This window comes from Streptococcus mitis, assembly GCF_001579035.1.
Taxonomy (GTDB): domain Bacteria; phylum Bacillota; class Bacilli; order Lactobacillales; family Streptococcaceae; genus Streptococcus; species Streptococcus mitis_J.
The window spans coordinates 138116-156222 of the sequence record NZ_KQ970285.1; the positions used below are offsets into that span (position 1 = coordinate 138116).

The 18107-nt window shown below is 39.3% G+C and carries 17 protein-coding genes and 1 pseudogene; 9 read left to right on the forward strand and 9 right to left on the reverse strand.

Annotated features, from left to right (window positions below; genetic code table 11):
- The 7 genes from SMIDD26_RS11150 to SMIDD26_RS00645 all read left to right on the forward strand — a co-directional run.
- Positions 1-775: LPXTG cell wall anchor domain-containing protein (locus SMIDD26_RS11150; protein WP_134990096.1), on the forward strand; the 775-nt coding region annotated here is incomplete at its 5' end.
- An 868-nt stretch (positions 776-1643) separates the two neighbouring features.
- Positions 1644-2573, forward strand: coding sequence for an ABC transporter permease (locus tag SMIDD26_RS00620; protein ID WP_007284784.1), 930 nt, complete (start codon positions 1644-1646; stop codon positions 2571-2573).
- Between the two features lie 42 nt (positions 2574-2615).
- Entirely contained in the window at positions 2616-3509 is an 894-nt protein-coding gene (locus SMIDD26_RS00625; protein ID WP_134990070.1) for a carbohydrate ABC transporter permease, read from the forward strand.
- A gap of 103 nt (positions 3510-3612) precedes the next feature.
- Positions 3613-5091 carry an ABC transporter substrate-binding protein gene (locus tag SMIDD26_RS00630; protein WP_061438605.1) on the forward strand — a complete coding sequence of 493 codons (1479 nt, stop codon included), beginning with the start codon at positions 3613-3615 and terminating at the stop codon, positions 5089-5091.
- 451 nt (positions 5092-5542) lie between these two features.
- Complete coding sequence (locus SMIDD26_RS00635; protein WP_050390523.1) at positions 5543-6736, forward strand: L-lactate MFS transporter; 1194 nt, start codon at positions 5543-5545, stop codon at positions 6734-6736.
- A 195-nt stretch (positions 6737-6931) separates the two neighbouring features.
- Positions 6932-7918 (forward strand): oxygen-dependent tRNA uridine(34) hydroxylase TrhO, encoded by a 987-nt coding sequence (locus SMIDD26_RS00640; protein WP_061438606.1) that lies wholly within the window; start codon positions 6932-6934, stop codon positions 7916-7918.
- A gap of 121 nt (positions 7919-8039) precedes the next feature.
- Entirely contained in the window at positions 8040-8900 is an 861-nt protein-coding gene (locus SMIDD26_RS00645) for a DUF4299 family protein (protein ID WP_061438607.1), read from the forward strand.
- Between the two features lie 70 nt (positions 8901-8970).
- Here SMIDD26_RS00645 and SMIDD26_RS00650 read toward each other — a convergent pair whose 3' ends face one another.
- The 8 genes from SMIDD26_RS00650 to SMIDD26_RS00685 form a co-directional block, all read right to left on the reverse strand.
- Entirely contained in the window at positions 8971-10035 is a 1065-nt protein-coding gene (locus SMIDD26_RS00650) for a DUF6574 domain-containing protein (protein WP_061438608.1), read from the reverse strand.
- A 62-nt stretch (positions 10036-10097) separates the two neighbouring features.
- Positions 10098-11012 (reverse strand): DUF4097 family beta strand repeat-containing protein, encoded by a 915-nt coding sequence (locus SMIDD26_RS00655; protein WP_061438609.1) that lies wholly within the window; start codon positions 11010-11012, stop codon positions 10098-10100.
- Entirely contained in the window at positions 11005-11598 is a 594-nt protein-coding gene (locus tag SMIDD26_RS00660) for a DUF1700 domain-containing protein (RefSeq protein WP_061438610.1), read from the reverse strand. Before SMIDD26_RS00660 ends, SMIDD26_RS00655 begins: the two co-directional genes overlap by 8 nt.
- Entirely contained in the window at positions 11585-11911 is a 327-nt protein-coding gene (locus SMIDD26_RS00665) for a PadR family transcriptional regulator (protein ID WP_000273854.1), read from the reverse strand. Before SMIDD26_RS00665 ends, SMIDD26_RS00660 begins: the two co-directional genes overlap by 14 nt.
- 265 nt (positions 11912-12176) lie before the next feature.
- Positions 12177-12977 carry a hypothetical protein gene (locus tag SMIDD26_RS00670; protein WP_061438611.1) on the reverse strand — a complete coding sequence of 267 codons (801 nt, stop codon included), beginning with the start codon at positions 12975-12977 and terminating at the stop codon, positions 12177-12179.
- Positions 12978-13116: 139 nt separating this feature from the next.
- A complete protein-coding gene (locus SMIDD26_RS00675) occupies positions 13117-13542 on the reverse strand; it encodes a hypothetical protein (RefSeq protein ID WP_061438612.1) in 426 nt (141 codons plus the stop codon).
- A gap of 42 nt (positions 13543-13584) precedes the next feature.
- Complete coding sequence (locus tag SMIDD26_RS00680) at positions 13585-15081, reverse strand: hypothetical protein (protein ID WP_061438613.1); 1497 nt, start codon at positions 15079-15081, stop codon at positions 13585-13587.
- 361 nt (positions 15082-15442) lie between these two features.
- A complete protein-coding gene (locus SMIDD26_RS00685) occupies positions 15443-16609 on the reverse strand; it encodes a CynX/NimT family MFS transporter (RefSeq protein ID WP_061438614.1) in 1167 nt (388 codons plus the stop codon).
- 154 nt (positions 16610-16763) lie between these two features.
- Between SMIDD26_RS00685 and SMIDD26_RS00690 the strand changes: the two genes are divergently transcribed.
- Complete coding sequence (locus SMIDD26_RS00690) at positions 16764-17594, forward strand: glycosyltransferase (RefSeq protein ID WP_061438615.1); 831 nt, start codon at positions 16764-16766, stop codon at positions 17592-17594.
- Positions 17595-17615: 21 nt separating this feature from the next.
- On the opposite strand, the gene SMIDD26_RS12460 is transcribed toward SMIDD26_RS00690, so the two are convergent.
- Positions 17616-17834 (reverse strand): hypothetical protein, encoded by a 219-nt coding sequence (locus SMIDD26_RS12460; protein ID WP_061438616.1) that lies wholly within the window; start codon positions 17832-17834, stop codon positions 17616-17618.
- 42 nt (positions 17835-17876) lie between these two features.
- On the opposite strand from SMIDD26_RS12460, the pseudogene SMIDD26_RS12465 reads away from it, so the two are divergent.
- Positions 17877-18107 (forward strand): annotated as a pseudogene (locus tag SMIDD26_RS12465) (polysaccharide biosynthesis protein); the annotation flags it as partial.

Genomic DNA, 18107 nt, shown 5'->3' on the forward strand with positions numbered 1-18107 from the left:
TAAAGAAAAAGAACAATTCCAATTCATGATTTTAGGTGCTATTACAAACGTTCCAGAATTTGATTTGAATAGTTTAAAGAAAGAAATAGACGATCAAGGAACTACAACTTACACCTCTAAAAACGGTGCAAAAATTATCATCGACAAAAATGGTAATGCAACAATCGTTACAAAAGATGGTGAGAAAGAAACAAAAGAAGTAGCTATTAGTATCGATGAAAAAGGAAATGTGACTATTGTTACAAAAGATGGTCAAGTATTAGCTATTCCAAGAGATGATGCCTTTAGAGAACGTGTTTATTACTCAGAAGCTGACTCTAAGACAGATAAATCTAAATTAGAATCAGCAATTCACCAATTAGATGACTTAATCATCAATCAAGCAGATAAATTGGATGAAAATAGTACAAAAGAAGCTAAAGCATTATTAGAAGAAGCTAAGAAAGTATTTGCCAATGCAGACGCAAGTCAAGCAGAAGTGGATGCAATGGTTAAACGTATCGAAGACTTTATGGCGAAAGTTGCTCCAGCAACTGACCATACAAGCCCAGCTAAGGACCAAGCTGCTCAAACACCAGCTGTAGCTCCAGCTACTGCTCAAGCAGCGAATGCCAACCAAGAAGCATCAGCACAAGCAAATGCGCCTAAAGAATCTAAAGAATTGCCAAATACAGGTACAGCAGATTCTACTGTAGCTATGGTAGCAGCAGCCGCAAGTGCCTTACTTGGTTTTGGTCTTGCAGGCCGTCGTCGTAAAGAAGACGAAGAAGCTTAATTGGTAGATTGTTTGATAATTATCGAATAATAAGTCCGATTTTCAAAGCTGAAACAAGTACCTCTCATAAGAAAATCTCCTAGCAGGAAAGCCTGCTAGGAGATTTTTGCATGTCAGGAAGTGGACGGCTGACTGTAACTGTTCAATAACGAGGTATATTGAAAAATTTTCAGACTCGAGAACTCACTGATAGTTACTAAGCTGGAGATTTCTTATTTGCACTTTTTGTAGGGAGTCAGTCTGGGAGAAATCAGACACTATAATGAACTGAGTCTGGACTAGTACAATATCGCTTCTAAAACATTGTTATAAATTGATTTGGCCTTGCCTTATACTTAATGAAAATCAACGAGCAAACTAGGAAGCTAACTGCAGGTTGCTCAAAACACTGTTTTGAGGTTGCAGATGGAAGCTGACGTAGTTTGAAGAGATTTTCGAAGAGTATTAGCTTTCTAAAAAAGTTGAGAAAAGTAGTACCTTTATTTTTAGACAGAGCTCATGATGAGTTTTGAGAAAAAACGTTAAAAGAGAAAAACGCCTATGGTCAAAAGTCTAAGGAACTTGATAATAGGCTTTTTTTAAAAAAATAGTGGGCTTCATTGCTCCTAAAATTTTGTTTTGAGAGACTAGCACAGGGTAACAGAGTGACGCCATCACGGTGCAAATAGAGATAAAATAAACAATTGATTTAGGACATTTGTTTGATAGTGGTGATAAAGTTTTAAATCTGCTACATAATTTGTGGAGTTTTTTCTATAATTAGGAGTTTAACCTAATCTGCAAATAGGAGTATACTAATAATGTAATCGTTATCAAAAGTCTAAAAAGGAATTTTTAGATGGATATCAAAATAAAAAGGGAGGAAATTATGAATAAGTTTTCAAAAACCTTGAGAGACAACTGGATCTTTCTCTTGATGGTTTTGCCAGGGGCACTCTGGTTGATTCTATTCTTCTACATTCCAGTATTTGGGAATGTGGTTGCCTTCAAAGACTACCACATGACCAGTAATGGTTTCATAGATAGTATCATAAATAGTAAATGGGTCGGACTCGATAATTTCAGATTCTTATTTAGTTCAAGAGACGCCTTTATTATCACACGAAATACGGTCCTCTACAATCTTGGCTTTATCTTTCTAGGTTTAGTTGTATCTGTAGGGATTGCCATTATCCTCAGCGAGCTCCGTTCCAAGAGAATGGTGAAGATTTTCCAAACTTCTATGTTGTTCCCTTACTTCTTGTCTTGGGTTATCATCAGTTTCTTTACAGATGCCTTCCTCAATATTGATAAAGGGGTGTTCAATCATTTATTGGAAAGTCTTGGTCTCAAAGAAGTCAACTTCTACGCTGATTTGGGAATTTGGCCTTATCTCCTACTTTTCCTAGGTATTTGGAAAGGTTTTGGATATAGCAGTGTTATGTACTATGCGACAATCATGGGAATTGATCCAACCTACTACGAAGCAGCGACAGTGGACGGAGCCAGCAAATGGCAACGGATTCGCAATGTAACCATTCCGCAGTTGACACCGCTGGTAACTGTATTGACCATCCTTGCAGTCGGAAATATCTTCCGTGCAGACTTCGGTCTTTTCTACCAAATCCCTCACAATGCTGGTCAGCTTTATAACGTAACCAACGTCTTGGACGTATATGTATATAATGGATTGACCCAGACAGCGGATATTGGGATGGCTTCAGCAGCAGGTCTCTACCAATCAGTAGTCGGCTTGATTCTGGTGGTTCTATCAAACTTACTTGCAAGACGAGTTGATCCAAACTCAGCTTTGTTCTAGAAAGGAGGAGAATATGGCAGAAAAGAAAATTAAAAAGAAAAAATTGATAATGTCGGCATTCACTCCTTCAGTAAGAAAGCAGATATCTTCTTCAGTACCATTTCGGGTTTGATTGCCCTCTCTTGTATCCTACCCTTCGTATTCGTTATCATTATTTCAGTGACGGACGAGAAAAGCCTCCTCCAATACGGCTACAGCTTCTTCCCATCCCAATTTGGATTAGACGGTTTTGAGTTCTTGGCACAGTTTAAGGATAAAATCTTACAGGCCCTCTTCATTTCTGTCTTTGTAACCGTAGTTGGGACATTTACAAATGTCTTTATCACAACAACCTATGCCTACGCTATTTCACGGACAACCTTTAAGTATCGCAGATTCTTTACCATCTTCGTTCTGCTCAGTATGTTGTTCAACGCTGGTTTGGTACCAGGTTATATCATGGTGACTCGTGTGCTTCAGCTTGGGGATACTGTTTGGGCCTTGATTGTTCCAATGCTTCTCTCACCATTTAACATCATCTTGATGCGTTCCTTCTTCAAGAAGACCATTCCAGAAGCCATTCTAGAATCGGCTCGTATCGATGGTGCTAGTGAGGCTCGGATTTTCTTCCAAATCTGTTTGCCATTGTCACTACCAGGTATCGCAACCATCACGCTTTTGACAGCACTTGGTTTCTGGAATGACTGGTTCAACGCCCTTCTTTACATCAAGAGTGACAACTTGTATCCATTGCAATATTTGCTGATGCAAATCCAACAAAATATGGACTACATTGCCAAAGCGGTCGGCTTGACTGGTCAACTGGGAGTTGCTCTACCGAAAGAAACAGGTCGTATGGCCATGGTTGTGGTCGCAACCCTTCCAATCGCGATTTTGTATCCATTCTTCCAACGCTACTTTGTAAAAGGTTTGACTATCGGTGGTGTGAAAGAATAGTGCTTATTGAGAAAGAACATTTCTCAGTTCCCAACTTCCCTTGTGTGAAGTTAAGATCATTACATTGTTTATAAGTTTAAAAATAAAAAAAGGAGTTTTTATCATGAAAAACTGGAAAAAATATGCTTTTGCATCTGCTAGTGTAGTCGCTTTGGCTGCAGGTCTTGCTGCTTGTGGAAATTTGACAGGTAACAGCAAAAAAGCTGCTGATTCAGGTGACAAACCTGTTATCAAAATGTACCAAATCGGTGACAAACCAGACAACTTGGATGAATTGTTAGCAAATGCCAACAAAATCATCGAAGAAAAAGTTGGTGCCAAATTGGATATCCAATACCTTGGCTGGGGTGACTATGGTAAGAAAATGTCAGTTATCACATCATCTGGTGAAAACTATGATATCGCCTTTGCAGATAACTACATTGTAAATGCTCAAAAAGGTGCTTACGCTGACTTGACAGAATTGTACAAAAAAGAAGGTAAAGACCTTTACAAAGCACTTGACCCAGCTTACATCAAGGGTAATACTGTAAACGGTAAAATTTACGCTGTTCCAGTTGCAGCCAACGTTGCATCATCTCAAAACTTTGCCTTCAACGGAACTCTCCTTGCCAAATATGGTATCGATATTTCAGGTGTTACTTCTTACGAAACTCTTGAGCCAGTCTTGAAACAAATCAAAGAAAAAGCTCCAGACGTAGTACCATTTGCAGCTACTAAGAACTTCATCCCTTCTGAGAACTTTGACTACCCAGTAGCAAACGGTCTTCCATTCGTTATCGACCTTGAAGGGGATACTACTAAGATTGTAAACCGTTATGACGTTCCTCGTTTCAAAGAACACTTGAAGACTCTTCACAAATTCTATGAAGCTGGCTACATTCCAAAAGATGTCGCAACAAGCGATACTTCATTTGACCTTCAACAAGATACTTGGTTCGTTCGTGAAGAAACAGTAGGACCAGCTGACTACGGTAACAGCTTGCTTTCACGTGTTGCTAACAAAGATATCCAAATCAAATCATTCACTAACTTCATCAAGAAAAACCAAACAACACAAGTTGCTAACTTTGTCATCTCAAACAACTCTAAGAACAAAGAAAAATCAATGGAAGTGTTGAACCTCTTGAACACTAACCCAGAACTTTTGAACGGTCTTGTTTACGGTCCAGAAGGTAAGAACTGGGAAAAAATTGAAGGTAAAGAAAACCGTGTTCGCGTTCTTGATGGCTACAAAGGAAACACTCACATGGGTGGATGGAACACTGGTAACAACTGGATCCTTTACATCAACGAAAACGTTACAGACCAACAAATCGAAAATTCTAAGAAAGAATTGGCAGAAGCTAAAGAATCTCCAGCGCTTGGATTTATCTTCAATACTGACAATGTGAAATCTGAAATCTCAGCTATTTCTAACACAATGCAACAATTTGATACAGCTATCAACACTGGTACTGTAGACCCAGATAAAGCGATTCCAGAATTGATGGAAAAATTGAAATCTGAAGGTGCCTACGAAAAAGTATTGAACGAAATGCAAAAACAATACGATGAATTCTTGAAAAACAAAAAATCATAAGATCAATTGATTTCGTGTATTCATTCCTAATTCCTAAAATAAGAATCACTGCTTTCCTCAGGTTGGTCTGAGGAGGGCAGTGGTTTTTTACCTTATTTAGATAATTATCCGAATCAGATGATATAAACAATATTAAAATGATAACAGGTGATTAAAATATTAAAATTTCTTATATCTTTATTAATTTTTATTAAGTAGATTTTTAGAATAAAGTAGCTTATAATAAGAGTACAATGAAAGCGCTTAACATTGTGAAAATTCATCTTGTTCTGATTTAAGAGATCTATAGATATAAATTTTTAAGCAGTCGTATATAGATGTATGTCATTTACACAGTTCTATATACTTAAAAATTTATACAATGATCAATTTAAACGAGGTAGGTGAAAAAATGATAAAAGTTGTTCTCTATTCTTTTTAGGAACAAGAAATTTTACATGAGGTTATTCAAATGAAAAAAACACCCAATCGATGGTTAATTTTGGCAGCAGCCATTTTAACGAATCTATCTCTAGGTGCTGGTTACGCCTGGTCAGTCTTTCAAAAGGCGCTGCTAGAAACCAATTCTAGTCAAGGATGGGTTCAAGCCCAAACTTCTTTGGCCTTTAGTATTTCTTTTGCAATGGTACCTGTTGGTATGATTATTTTCGGTCCTAAGGTTGATTCAGCAGGACCTAAGAAATTTGTATTCCTAGGTGGTATTCTCTTCGGTGCTGGTATGTTTGCTACTGGATTTGCTACTTCTCTTCCAGTCCTGTACCTCACTTATGGGGTTGTCCTAGGACTTGGTATTGGTTCAGCTTATGGAGCATCTACTTCAGTTGCCACTAAGTGGTTCCCAGATAAAAAAGGTTTAGCTGGTGGTTTGACAGCAGCAGGTTTCGGGTTAGGCCCGCTCATTATCGGTCCAGTTGCCAAAGCTTTGATTGCTTCTATGGGTGTTTACTCAACATTCAAAGTATTGGGTATCATTCTTCTAATTGTTATTTGCACTTCTTCATTGGTAATGGAGAAAGCTCCTGCAGCAGCGCCGGCAGCTGGAACAGCTCAACCAGAAGGTAAAACTTACAAAGAAATGCTTCGTGATGGAAATTACTGGCTTCTATGGTTGATTTACGTTCTTGGTGCTACTGGTGGAATGATGATTATCGGTACTGCAGCATCAATTTCTGACCAGTATAAACTTGTAGGAGAAGCTACACTCTTTGTTATGCTGGTATCTATCGCTAATACATTTGGTCGTATCTTCTGGGGTACGGTATCTGATAAGATTGGTCGCTATCCTACCGTTATTGCCATGTTTGGAGCGGTTGCTACTGGTTTGTTGCTCACAGCCTTATTCAAAGGTCCTGGAAGCATCTTGGCCATCCTTGGAATTATGATGGTTGCCTTGTCATTTGGAGGCTTCCTCGGTTCATTCCCAGGAATTACTGCTGAAAACTGGGGAGTTACATACGTAGGGACAAACTATGGATGGATGTTTACTGCTTATGGCGTAGCTGCTATTGCTGGTCCTCAGTTAGGAGCACGTCTTGCACAGGCAAACCAAGGAGATTATACAATGGCCTTCTTTATCGTTATCGGCATGGCTATCCTTGGTATTCTACTCCAACTGTTCTATATGGCTAAAGCTAAAAAAGTTTAAAAATGAATCCTTGGAAAATCCAAGGATTTTTTAAAATATGATTGATACTAAGTGTAGTGTACAAGAAATTTTTTTCTAAATTGAAATATAGCAATTTCCAGTCAAATAAATTGCATTCGTTTTCTCAAGCAGGTATACTAGTATGGATAAATAAAAAATTTAGAAAATTTAAGAATAGAAAAGAGAACAAATCTTATGGCAAAAGATATTCGTGTCTTACTTTACTACCTTTATACTCCAATTGAAAATGCAGAGCAATTTGCTGCAGACCACTTGGCTTTCTGTAAATCAATCGGCCTTAAAGGCCGTATCCTAGTCGCTGACGAAGGAATTAACGGAACAGTTTCAGGGGATTACGAAACAACTCAAAAATACATGGACTACGTTCACAGTCTCCCAGGAATGGAAGATCTCTGGTTCAAGATTGACGAAGAAAATGAACAAGCCTTCAAGAAGATGTTTGTTCGCTACAAGAAAGAAATTGTCCACCTTGGTTTGGAAGACAACGACTTTGACAATGACATCAACCCACTTGAAACAACAGGTGCTTACTTGTCTCCAAAAGAGTTCAAAGAAGCGCTTCTTGATAAAGATACCGTTGTCCTTGACACACGTAACGATTATGAGTACGACCTAGGACATTTCCGTGGGGCTATCCGCCCAGACATCCGCAACTTCCGTGAGTTGCCACAGTGGGTTCGTGATAACAAGGAAAAATTCATGGACAAGCGCGTCGTGGTTTACTGTACAGGTGGCGTTCGCTGTGAGAAATTCTCAGGCTGGATGGTTCGTGAAGGCTACAAAGATGTTGGACAATTGCACGGAGGAATCGCAACTTACGGTAAAGACCCAGAAGTCCAAGGTGAGCTTTGGGATGGGAAAATGTACGTCTTTGATGAGCGTATCGCAGTCGATGTTAACCATGTTAACCCAACCATCGTAGGGAAAGACTGGTTTGATGGAACACCATGTGAACGTTATGTCAACTGTGGAAATCCCTTCTGTAACCGTCGCATCCTGACGTCAGAAGAAAATGAAGACAAGTATCTTCGTGGATGCTCACACGAGTGCCGTGTTCACCCACGTAACCGCTATGTTTCAGAACATGAATTGACACAAGCTGAAGTGATTGAGCGCCTAGTCGCTATCGGTGAAAGCTTGGATCAAGCAGCTACTGTATAAGATTAAACAGTCCTCAGGGGCTGTTTTTCTATGCTTTGTACTCAAAAATCTAAAGTTTGTTTCTGTATCTTTCAGAAAAATAAGGTATACTGTATGTAAACGATTTCAAAGGAGTCTAGTTATGACGAAAACATTTTTAATTCCAAATAAACAGAGCATTTTAGGAGAACAGGAGATTTTGACTGCCAAGTCTATCTTGGCCTTGCTAGATGGTTTGGAGTCGCATAGTTATGATGCCGTCTATCTCCGTCAGCCTCTTAACCGTCTCGAGTATATCGAATGTGCGATAGTGGGGCAATCACAATTTCTCTTTAAGGTTAGCTATGCTGATGGTCAAAAGGCCTATCGTGTCGATCTTCCTGACCTACTAACGAAGACAGACTGGCAGATTATCAAGTCATTTTTAGATGCTCTGCTTGCTTATACAGGAACTGAGATTGAGGGGCTAGATGGTTTTGATTTTGAAGCTTATTTCCAAGCAAGTATTCAAGCCCATCTGACAGACACTGCAGCCCGTTTTACGATTTGCCAAGGAATTTTTAATCCTGTTTTCTTTAGTCATGAGGATTTGAAAAGGTTTTTAGAGGAAGATGGTTTGGCTCAGTTTGAAGCGCGTGTGCGTGCGGTTCAAGAGACAGATGCCTACTTTGCAAGAGTTTCCTTCTATCAGGATGGAGAAGGGCAAGTGCACGGTGTTTACCATCTGGCTCAAGGAGTCAAGACTGTTTTACCGAGAGAACCATTTGTTCCTGCTGCCTATATTGAGCAATTGGTGGATAAGGAAGTGCAGTGGGAGATTGATTTAGTTCAAATCACAGGAGATGGCTCTAAACCAGAAGACTATGAAGCCATTGCTCGCTTGGACTATGCAAAATTCTTAGAGTTACTACCATCAGCGTCTTACCACCAACTAGATGCCAATCAATTAGAAATCCAACCCATTCTAGGACAAGATTTTAAAACATTAGCACAAGAAGAGTAAAGCAGAAGTAGGTCAAGTGACTTGCTTTTTGATATATAAAAAATCCTGCCATGGATGACAGGATTGAAGTTTAAAGAAAGGCCAAGATACGAAGATAATCCCCAATCAGTGCGACTTCAGCTACAAAGAAGAGGAGGATGATCACTCCGTTCACAAGGACAGATAAGAATAGCTGATAAAAGGAGTCGGTTTCACTTGTCTGACTTGGTCTTGTAATGATATGGAGACTAGCAAGCAGAATGATTCCAATGCTAATCACACACAAGAGGGCCGTAAATCGTAGGCTATCAAAGAAGGCAAAGAAACTAGCAATGGCAGTGAGGATGATTGGAATTGCCAAGAGTTGACTATATTGTTGGAGAACCTTTTCCAGCGTCCAGTCCTTTTCTTGGTAGATAAATCGTCTCACGACGAAACTACCCAAGAGGAATGAAAAGAAGAAGAGTGTTGTCGCTACTAGGATAGAGATGATAGAAAAGAGAGTTAAAGGAGCTAGCTGCTCAGGGAAGTGGCTGTTGATAGTTGCTATATGTCCATAGTAGGCCTGTTTGATGTGATAGATACTAAAGAAAAAGGAAGATGCAGAAAATAGAATGAGCAAGAGAAAGGCTGTGTAACTGTGTGTGCTACTTGTTTCAAGCTTGCTTGTAGGAGATTTGAGAGCTTCCACTAGCCAAGACCAAAAATCAAGCACTTGCTCTTTCCATTTATCCGTAGATTTTGGAGCTTGGTCGGGAATATAAGGACTTTCTAAGGATTGACTGATAAGAAGTGGCTCTTTCAAGATTGTTTTTTGCTGAGGAAGTGCTTCTTGGATTTCTTCAGCTATAGTGACTTTTTCTGTTTCCCCAGAAAGATCTTGCTCTTCTTCAGTAGAATCTAATGCCTTCTTTTCTTCTATTTCTGTTCTCGCTTCACCGTTTTCAGGCGTTTCAATTTTTTCTTCTTGCTGGCTTTCAAGTTCGACTTCAGCTTGAGAGACGTCCTCCTCTACTTGAGTATTTTTTTCAATTGGTGTATCGAGATCGGCTATCGTTTCTTCAGCCTTGTCTGCAACATCTTGGGCTTGTTCATCAGGCTTGTTCTTGCTTGTTGTTTTTACAAAATCATTACTTTCAAACCATTCTTGTTTCATGGTAGAACCTCCTTTTTAGTTAGATAAATATGCTTCCATAGTAGCAGATGTAAGCGCTTTTGTCAACGTCTGATTGGTGTGGATATTAGAGTGATATCATTATCAGCTCTAGCAATGAGTTGATCCTTGACACCAGCTTTTTCAGTTTTGTAAGGGTTGCTTAATTCTGTGTATTTTGATCCAGGTTTTTCTCTTGTGGCTTGTAAGATAGAACCATAGTTACTTGAGATGTCCCAATTAATTCGTTGGCTTTCTTTTTGCGTCAGAGTGATTGAGAGATGGTCTTTAGAAGTTAATTCCACTTTGCCGTGAACTTGGATATTTTCAGCGTGGAAGTGATGTCCTGTTGACTCTAGCTGACTATCTGTAAGGTCTGTATCAAAGATATTAATGATATTAGGGGTTGTGAGTTTACTGTTTTTGATACGACTTCCTTCAATTCGGAGGAGATAGCCATTATTGGTATTGAGGGTCGCATTTTCAAGGCTGGCATTGGTGATACTGGTTTGACCGCGATTTGCTGAGATGTTGATTCCTTTTAGAGTTCTCCCTTTTGGCAATTGGAGAATAACTTCTTCAAAACGACGAGAGTAGCTGCTTGCGATATGGAGAATCCCGCCAATTCCAGAAGAGAGAAATGGAGTTTCAGACAGTTTCTTATCAGTGAGGCTCAGCGTTTTATCGTTCTGATTTGTGATAAGATCATGGTGAGCAGAAAGAGATGGATGGTAAGAAATGTGGATTTGATCATCGAAAGAGTCTGTGATGGTCAGTGCGTGTTGATGGAGAGTAATCTCTAGGTTTTCGACTTCCTTGCCAAAGGTCAACTCTTCCATCCGACTATCATAGACAGGCTCCTTGGACATGGCAAGCAGACTCTTAATCCCGTCAGATTGGATTCCTACAAAGAGCAGGATAAAGCCGATAATGGTAGTCACCACACCAAAAATGAGAAATCCTTTTGTCAATTTACGCATGCTGGTCACCTCTCTTTCCTTTTTTGAGAACAAATTGTACCAGGCGAACAATGAGTAGGCCGAAGAAGCGGGCTACATAGGAAATACCTAGTAAGACTAGTGAAGAAGCACCGATAGCCAGTAAACCAGAACCAAAAATCAAGATAAAGGCTGATTTGGCTTGGGCGAGGACAGTGAAACTTTCAACTAAAAATAGGAATCCGCCAATGATACCAAGTATGGAAATCGCAAAGAAAGCCAGAATGACAGTCAAAGCGGCCACAAGGATTGCGAACAGGGTCACGAGGATGGCGATTCCCAGAGGAATACCGATGGGTGCTGCAAGGAGAGCTAACAAGGCGATATGTAAAATTTGTCGGTTATTTTTTTGAGCAGGTGCTTCATTGATTTTTTTATCGAGAAGATTAGAGAGGACTTCGTGGGCCGCTTCTTTGGGAGTTCCCAAGCTAGCGATAAGTTCTTCTTCTCCTTCGACTCCAGCATCATCAAAGAGTTCCCTGAAATAGTCCATGGCTTCAATTTGGTCAGCCTGAGGCAGTTTTTTGAGATAGAGTTCTAGCTGAGTCAGGTATTCAGTTCTTGTCATGGCGGATACTCCCTTCTATGATGCCATTGATGGTGTCTGTATAGAGTGCCCATTCATCTTTTAGGGTCAAGAGCTGTTCTATACCACCATTTGTCAAGGAGTAGTATTTGCGCATGCGACCTTGGAACTCTCTAGAATAGGTTGTCAGAAAGCTATTGCCTTCCAATTTTTTGAGAATGGGATAGAGTGTGGATTCTTTGATATTAGCGATCAGCTTAATGGTTTGGCTAATCTCATAACCATAAGAATCCCCTTTTTCCAGTACGGCCAAGATGAGAAATTCAATCAAGGCAGAGGATGTTGGAAAGTACATGGGAAACCTCCTTTTCTAATGTGTAAGATTTTTATATATAATTTTTCTACACATACATTGTACATCTAAAAGAAAGCCCTGTCAAGAGAAATGTGTAAAATTTTTATATATAAAAAACTTCTAGGAGAAACTAGAAGTTTAGAGGAACTAACATCAGCTATTTCACAGAAATTTATATTTTAAAGATAAACTAGAATCATGATGTATAATCTAGGATATGCTTTGAAACAGATTCCTTTCCCATCTAAACCCTTATCTTCCTCATTTATTCCATAGCTTTTATCAATTTATACGTCTCCATAAAACGAAGACCTCGGGCTCCCTTACTCGCTGTGATTTCTTCATAGATATCACCCAAGGTGCAGGCAGGTGCTAAAGTCCACAGAGCATAATCTTCTAATATGATCTTACCAATCTTCTCAAATTTATCTAGTAAAAGCCCCAAATCCTTGTGATTAAACCAACAGTCAGTATCAATAGCATACTGTCTATTATTCATCTTGCAAGCAATCTCGCTATTCAAAAAATCCGTCATAGTGGGCTTATTCTTTTGTAGCAACCTTGTAAAGGCTAGGTGATATTCTATTTTTCTCGTACTTTGGTCGAGAGCTGAAACAAAACCGACTCCGTATTCATTTTCAAATTGAACCACAAGCACATCTCCTACCTTAAAGTACGGCTCCCTCTTTGTTTTTGCTTTTGGAACTTTAAGAGGTTTCGGATTGACACTTTGTAGCTGAATAGCTAGTTTATCAAGTACTTTCTGTCTTTGTTTCAATGCTTTGCTGTCAATTTCAAGCCAGAACTTATCCGCTCCTTTTTCGATAATTTTGAGAGTTTTATTTTTTATGTCTTCTGGTAAATGTCCAATCTTCCACAAGGAGTAGGCAAAGGCTGTCCAATAAATCTCAGTATAAAAATCATCTATACAAAAATTATTTTCATCATTTAAAATATCTTCGATTATCTTAGCAAGATTTTCGCCGTTTTTATATCTTCCCACTATGGTGTTATAAATATCGTAAGCATCATCGCTGTCTATAATCTTTACTCCGTCTATTGCCATGGCAACCTCCTGAGTATTCTCGGGTAGTTATTTTACAAAGGGCGAGATTCTCCAGTCCATCACTACCACAGATATAATTGTTTCAACACTTATTGTTTATATACATTTATGTATCTCTATCCGAATCTTGATGCAATTACTATCTGTACTCTTTATCGTAAATCGGAGGAAGATTAAAATACCTGTCTTCAATCTTGATTCGGGGACAGAGTAAGCCATCTTGATAGACATAGCCTTCAAATGGAGGGTATTTGTCCAAGCTTTCTAGGATGTCATCAGGCAAACATCTAAAATCATAATCCCTCAACGCCCCAGCACCAATCAATCTTTCAGTCAGATGTGCCTTGATTTCTTTTTCATATTTTTTGAGAAATATTTCTCGATTGATTTCAAAGAGAGCCCTATCGCCTTCATCCAACTCATAATAGCGGTCGTAGCCTGCAATCCAAGAGATATGAACACACAGTAGATGTTTTGCTATCTCTGGACAATAACCGATTGCAAACAAATTTTCCCTGTCGACTTGCCGATTTTCTATTGTGATATTTTGTATAAAGCGAGTCATAATAGTCTCCATTTTAAACATTGACTTAAGCAAACTTTCAATCTAAAAATCCCTTAGCTCGTCAAATACTTGTAACAGTTTTTCTTTATTGATATTGAATTCAGCTGGTATCAAATTTAAAAGATCAACAAGAGCAGCGTAGATGTCCTCCCGTTCGCTTGTTTCAATAAAACAGTTACGCTTGTCCATTTTATTAAAGCTTTCGGTATAAACTCTTACTAAGTCAGTGACTTGCTGCATCATTTCGTCAGCTGAACTCTTAACGAGCTTGCTAATACCAGCTCTCGTTTTTTTATATAGAGTAGCTGCCTTTTTTGCGTTTGCGGCTGAAATATTCTCTTGTCCATCCCATGAACGAAATGGATTGTTCAAGTTTTGTGCCAGCCATTCAGATTTTCTAGGTTTTTGAATCCAGAGATTTAGTCCCTTTTCTTGTTGTTTTTTATAATATGTTTTAGCTACTTTAGCGGCATCTTCGGGTAAGCTACTCATCCAAAACATGTTTAGTTTCGGTAAATCTTCTGGTCTAGGAATATCTTCTGCGGTAAAGCCAAACAGGTCGACGGTTGAAAAAACGGCTAGTTCTTTGAATTCTGATAATTTATAGAAATTACGGATGTTTCCTGGTTTTCCCCACAATCTCAATTCCCTAAGTTTAGGATAGCAACTCAAGACTTGTGCAAAATCGATTTCCAGAATACCTGAGCAATGTAGGGCCCCTAAATCTTTTAATCCCTGGACTATGGGCACAGATTTATGAAGCAGTAACCGTAAATTAGCTCCATTTTCTTTGGCTTGGATCTGACAGTTTTCGTTAAAGTCGCCAATTAAAATTAATTCTTCCAAATCATCGTTTAATTGAAGTTCCTTTACGCCGGTCATATCAAGGGTCAGTCTACGTAGATATGTATGAGAGAAATCTAACTTTGTTTGTTCATGGTTTTCAAGCTTCATCACCTTCAAAAATGGATTGAACTGTAGATACTCGTATAAATTTTGAGGCCATTTGTTTAAGATCAGTTCAGACAAGCAAGGGAAAACCTTCAATTCCAGAGCATCATCAAACTCTGTCAGTTTACTATTCAGATTTTGCCTAGAAATAGCACATTCTTCCCCTAGAAATAGGACCTTTTCCTTGCTCTTATCCGCCTTTTTAAAGAAGTCTCTTTTTTCTTTTGGTATTTCTTGCCATTTTAGTTGCCTATAAACGTCGTAGCCATTTCCCCAAGAAACCTCATATGCATTTGTGCTTTCAGTCGTTAAAGGTGATCTATTTCCGATAAAAATATAATTGGCTGGGACATTAATATCTACATAACTTAGGTGTAGGCCTCGTTCCCAGTACATAAAATCTTTGTAGAGTGGCTTCAATGAGGATAGTTCTCCTTCTTTAAGAGGTTGTTCTCCTACCCAGTCTAATGACAGAAGGATAGCCTTTAGCTTTTCTCCTTTCTCTTCTAACTTCGTTATTTGACAAGCTGTGTATTTTTTTAGATGGGTATTGTAAAAGCAATAGACGTCTCCAGCTTTTGCGAACATATCAATTTCTCCTTAAATGTTTTTATAGTCCTTGGACAATTGAGATTTTTTATCAAATTAACTCTTCTTAATGGCGTTGAAACAGTTAAAGTTGATTCAAGATTTTACTTCAGATAGTTCTCTGGTCTATCAATAACTATGCCGGACTGCAATTCCAAAAAGTAATAATTTTTTAGGTTCCCATACTGTTCTAATCTAAACAAGTTGTATCTAGGACTTTGTTTAATAATATTATACCATTTTTTTAGATAGGGGCAGTGGTTGGCTGGATTCTTCTCTTTATTTGAAAAGGAATGAAGCTAAAAAAACCAGACAGAGTCTGGCTTTGCATTATTTATATCTGAGAAGTATTTTAGAATAATTAAAGAATTTTATCAGCTCTGTCCACTGTAAAGAGGGCCGCAGTCATCAGGAGATCGACGAGTAAGAGGGCAGCTACAGCTGGCACCCAAGAGTGAAAAACGTCAAAACTGTAACCAAAGAGAGTCGGCCCAAAGGCTGCTAGGATATAACCTCCTGTTTGAGATAGGCCGGACAATTGGGCTGTCTTTTCAGGAGCGCTTGTCTTGAGTGAAAAGTTGACCATGAGATAAGGGAAGAGGGCGCTGGTCGCGGTTCCGATGAGGAGATGGATGGCAAGCCAGTAAAAGAAATTACCGATTGGGAAAAAGAGCATGGAAATGCCAACCACACCAGCTAGTGAAACCAGAGTGAGCATGAGCTGACGGTTGCGAGTAGACAAGCTGGTTGTTAGGCTGGGGATGGTCATTGAAAAAGGAATGCTAATCAGCGAGAAGATAGAAGTTAGCAAGCCAGCTTCGTGACTGGATAGACCTGCATGAATAGCCATGGTAGGTAGCCAGGTCATAGCGGTGTAAAAGATCAAGGATTGAAAACCTGCAAAGATAATAATTGCCCAGACCTGTTTATTATGCATGACCTTTGTTTGGCTTTTTTGTTTGGTTTGAGGAGCCAGTCTGTGATTATAGCGGTGATTAGGCAGCCAAACCAAAAAAGTTGCTAGACAGAGCAGGGTGAGGAGGATGATAAGTCCTTTCCAAGAACTGGCTTGTGTAATGGGCACGGCTAGATAGGAAGCCAGAGCCGTTGCAATCCCCATAGAGGTTACATATAAGGTGGTCAGAAAACCAATCTTCTTTGGTTGATTGGCTTGGATGAGACTAGGAAGCAGCACATTGATGACTGCGATACTTGCCCCAACCATCAAGGTTCCTAGATAGAGGAGAGGCAGATTGATTAGTCGAATAAGTGAGCCAATGGTCAAGAAGAAGAGACTGTAGGTAAAGAGATGCTCCAAGCCGATTTTCTGAGCCAGTCGGGTAGAAAAGAGCGAGAAGAGGGTAAACATGAGGAGAGGAAGGCTGGTCAGGACACCAAGTGAACTAACTTCGACTCCCAGTCCTTGCGAAATATCTCCCAAAATAATGGGTAAAACAGTAAAAGGAGTCCGCAAGGAAACACCAATCAGGATAATACCTGGAACAAAAAAGAGTGATTGCTTTTTCATAAAATACCTCTTCTAGCTGATTTTAATAACAGCTTATTTTAAGGCTTTTTCACTATAATGTCAAGTAAGGGTTCTGGCTTTCAAGATAAAAATGGGAAAGTCTTGAAAATTATGATAAAATAGTGGAAGGAAATCTATACATTGGAGAAAAACTGTGTCTGAAAAGCAAAAAATCAGCGTATTGATGTCGGTCTATATCAAGGAAAATCCGACATTTTTAAAGGATGCTATTGAGAGTGTTCAAAATCAGACCCTGAAACCGAGCGAATTGGTTCTGGTTGAGGATGGGCCTTTGACACCTGAGCTCTATCAGGTATTAGACCAGCTTGAAGCTGAGTCTGATATTCCAGTGAAACGCTATCCTCTTGAGCAGAATCAAGGTTTGGGTCTGGCTCTTCGACAGGGGGTTTTGCAGTGTCAGTATGATATTATTGCCCGTATGGATACGGATGATATAGCTGTTCCAGATCGTTTTGAGAAACAGGTTCAGTTAATGGAGAAGGACAATCTTGACCTATTAGGTGGACACATTGCAGAGTTTATTGATAATCCTGATGAGATTGTTTCTTACCGTCGTGTTCCAACCCAACATGCAGATATTGTAGCTTATCAAAGGATGAGAAGTGCCTTTAACCACATGACTGTTATGTTCAAGAAGAATATGGTTCTCAAGGCAGGCAACTATGAGGATGGGCTTTATATGGAAGATGACCTCCTCTGGCTCAATATGATTGCTGCAGGAGCCAAGACTGGAAATCTGGATCAAATCTTGTGTAAGGTTCGTGTTGGAGCAGGGATGTTTGAGCGTCGTGGGGGACTGCGTTACCTTAAACTCTATCGTCAGGCTCGTCAGCGCATGCTGAAGAGAGGGCAAATTTCTTACATGGAGTATGCCAAGAGTGTTGCCATTCAGATGGTTGTTGCTCTTTGTCCCGGATTTGTCCGACAGTTTATTTTTATGAAACTGTTACGAAAAAGCAAGTAAAAGATTGTAGCAAATCGTAAACTAGAGAAAAAGTGTTATAATAACAATATAATGCTCTTCGAAAATCTCTTCAAACCGCGTCAACGTCGCCTTGCCGTAGGTATGGTTACTGACTTCGTCAGTTCTATCTGCAACCTCAAAACAGTGTTTTGAGCTGACTTCGTCAGTCTTATCTACAACCTCAAAACAGTGTTTTGAGCAACCTGCGGCTAGTTTCCTAGTTTGCTCTTTGATTTTCATTGAGTATAACCATCCAACTCTTTTAAGGAGGAGTAAATTTCTATGAATAAAAAACTCGCAGATTATGTCATTGATCTGGTGGAAATTTTAAATAAACAACAAAAACAGGTTTTCTGGGGAATATTTGATATTTTGAGTATGGTGGTTTCCATCATTGTATCTTATATCTTATTCTACGGCTTGATTAATCCAGCACCTGTTGACTACATTATCTATACGAGTTTGGCCTTCTTGTTTTATCAATTGATGATTGCATTTTGGGGGTTGAACGCG

Excerpts from the sequence above, each read along its gene's own strand:
- SMIDD26_RS00620 (WP_007284784.1), top strand. The coding sequence starts at position 1,644 with ATGAATAAGTTTTCAAAAACCTTGAGAGACAACTGGATCTTTCTCTTG.
- SMIDD26_RS00630 (WP_061438605.1), top strand. The coding sequence starts at position 3,613 with ATGAAAAACTGGAAAAAATATGCTTTTGCATCTGCTAGTGTAGTCGCT.
- SMIDD26_RS00635 (WP_050390523.1), top strand. The coding sequence starts at position 5,543 with ATGAAAAAAACACCCAATCGATGGTTAATTTTGGCAGCAGCCATTTTA.
- SMIDD26_RS00640 (WP_061438606.1), top strand. The coding sequence starts at position 6,932 with ATGGCAAAAGATATTCGTGTCTTACTTTACTACCTTTATACTCCAATT.
- SMIDD26_RS00645 (WP_061438607.1), top strand. The coding sequence starts at position 8,040 with ATGACGAAAACATTTTTAATTCCAAATAAACAGAGCATTTTAGGAGAA.
- SMIDD26_RS00650 (WP_061438608.1), bottom strand. The coding sequence starts at position 10,035 with ATGAAACAAGAATGGTTTGAAAGTAATGATTTTGTAAAAACAACAAGC.
- SMIDD26_RS00655 (WP_061438609.1), bottom strand. The coding sequence starts at position 11,012 with ATGCGTAAATTGACAAAAGGATTTCTCATTTTTGGTGTGGTGACTACC.
- SMIDD26_RS00660 (WP_061438610.1), bottom strand. The coding sequence starts at position 11,598 with ATGACAAGAACTGAATACCTGACTCAGCTAGAACTCTATCTCAAAAAA.
- SMIDD26_RS00665 (WP_000273854.1), bottom strand. The coding sequence starts at position 11,911 with ATGTACTTTCCAACATCCTCTGCCTTGATTGAATTTCTCATCTTGGCC.
- SMIDD26_RS00670 (WP_061438611.1), bottom strand. The coding sequence starts at position 12,977 with ATGGCAATAGACGGAGTAAAGATTATAGACAGCGATGATGCTTACGAT.
- SMIDD26_RS00675 (WP_061438612.1), bottom strand. The coding sequence starts at position 13,542 with ATGACTCGCTTTATACAAAATATCACAATAGAAAATCGGCAAGTCGAC.
- SMIDD26_RS00680 (WP_061438613.1), bottom strand. The coding sequence starts at position 15,081 with ATGTTCGCAAAAGCTGGAGACGTCTATTGCTTTTACAATACCCATCTA.
- SMIDD26_RS00685 (WP_061438614.1), bottom strand. The coding sequence starts at position 16,609 with ATGAAAAAGCAATCACTCTTTTTTGTTCCAGGTATTATCCTGATTGGT.
- SMIDD26_RS12460 (WP_061438616.1), bottom strand. The coding sequence starts at position 17,834 with ATGAAAATCAAAGAGCAAACTAGGAAACTAGCCGCAGGTTGCTCAAAA.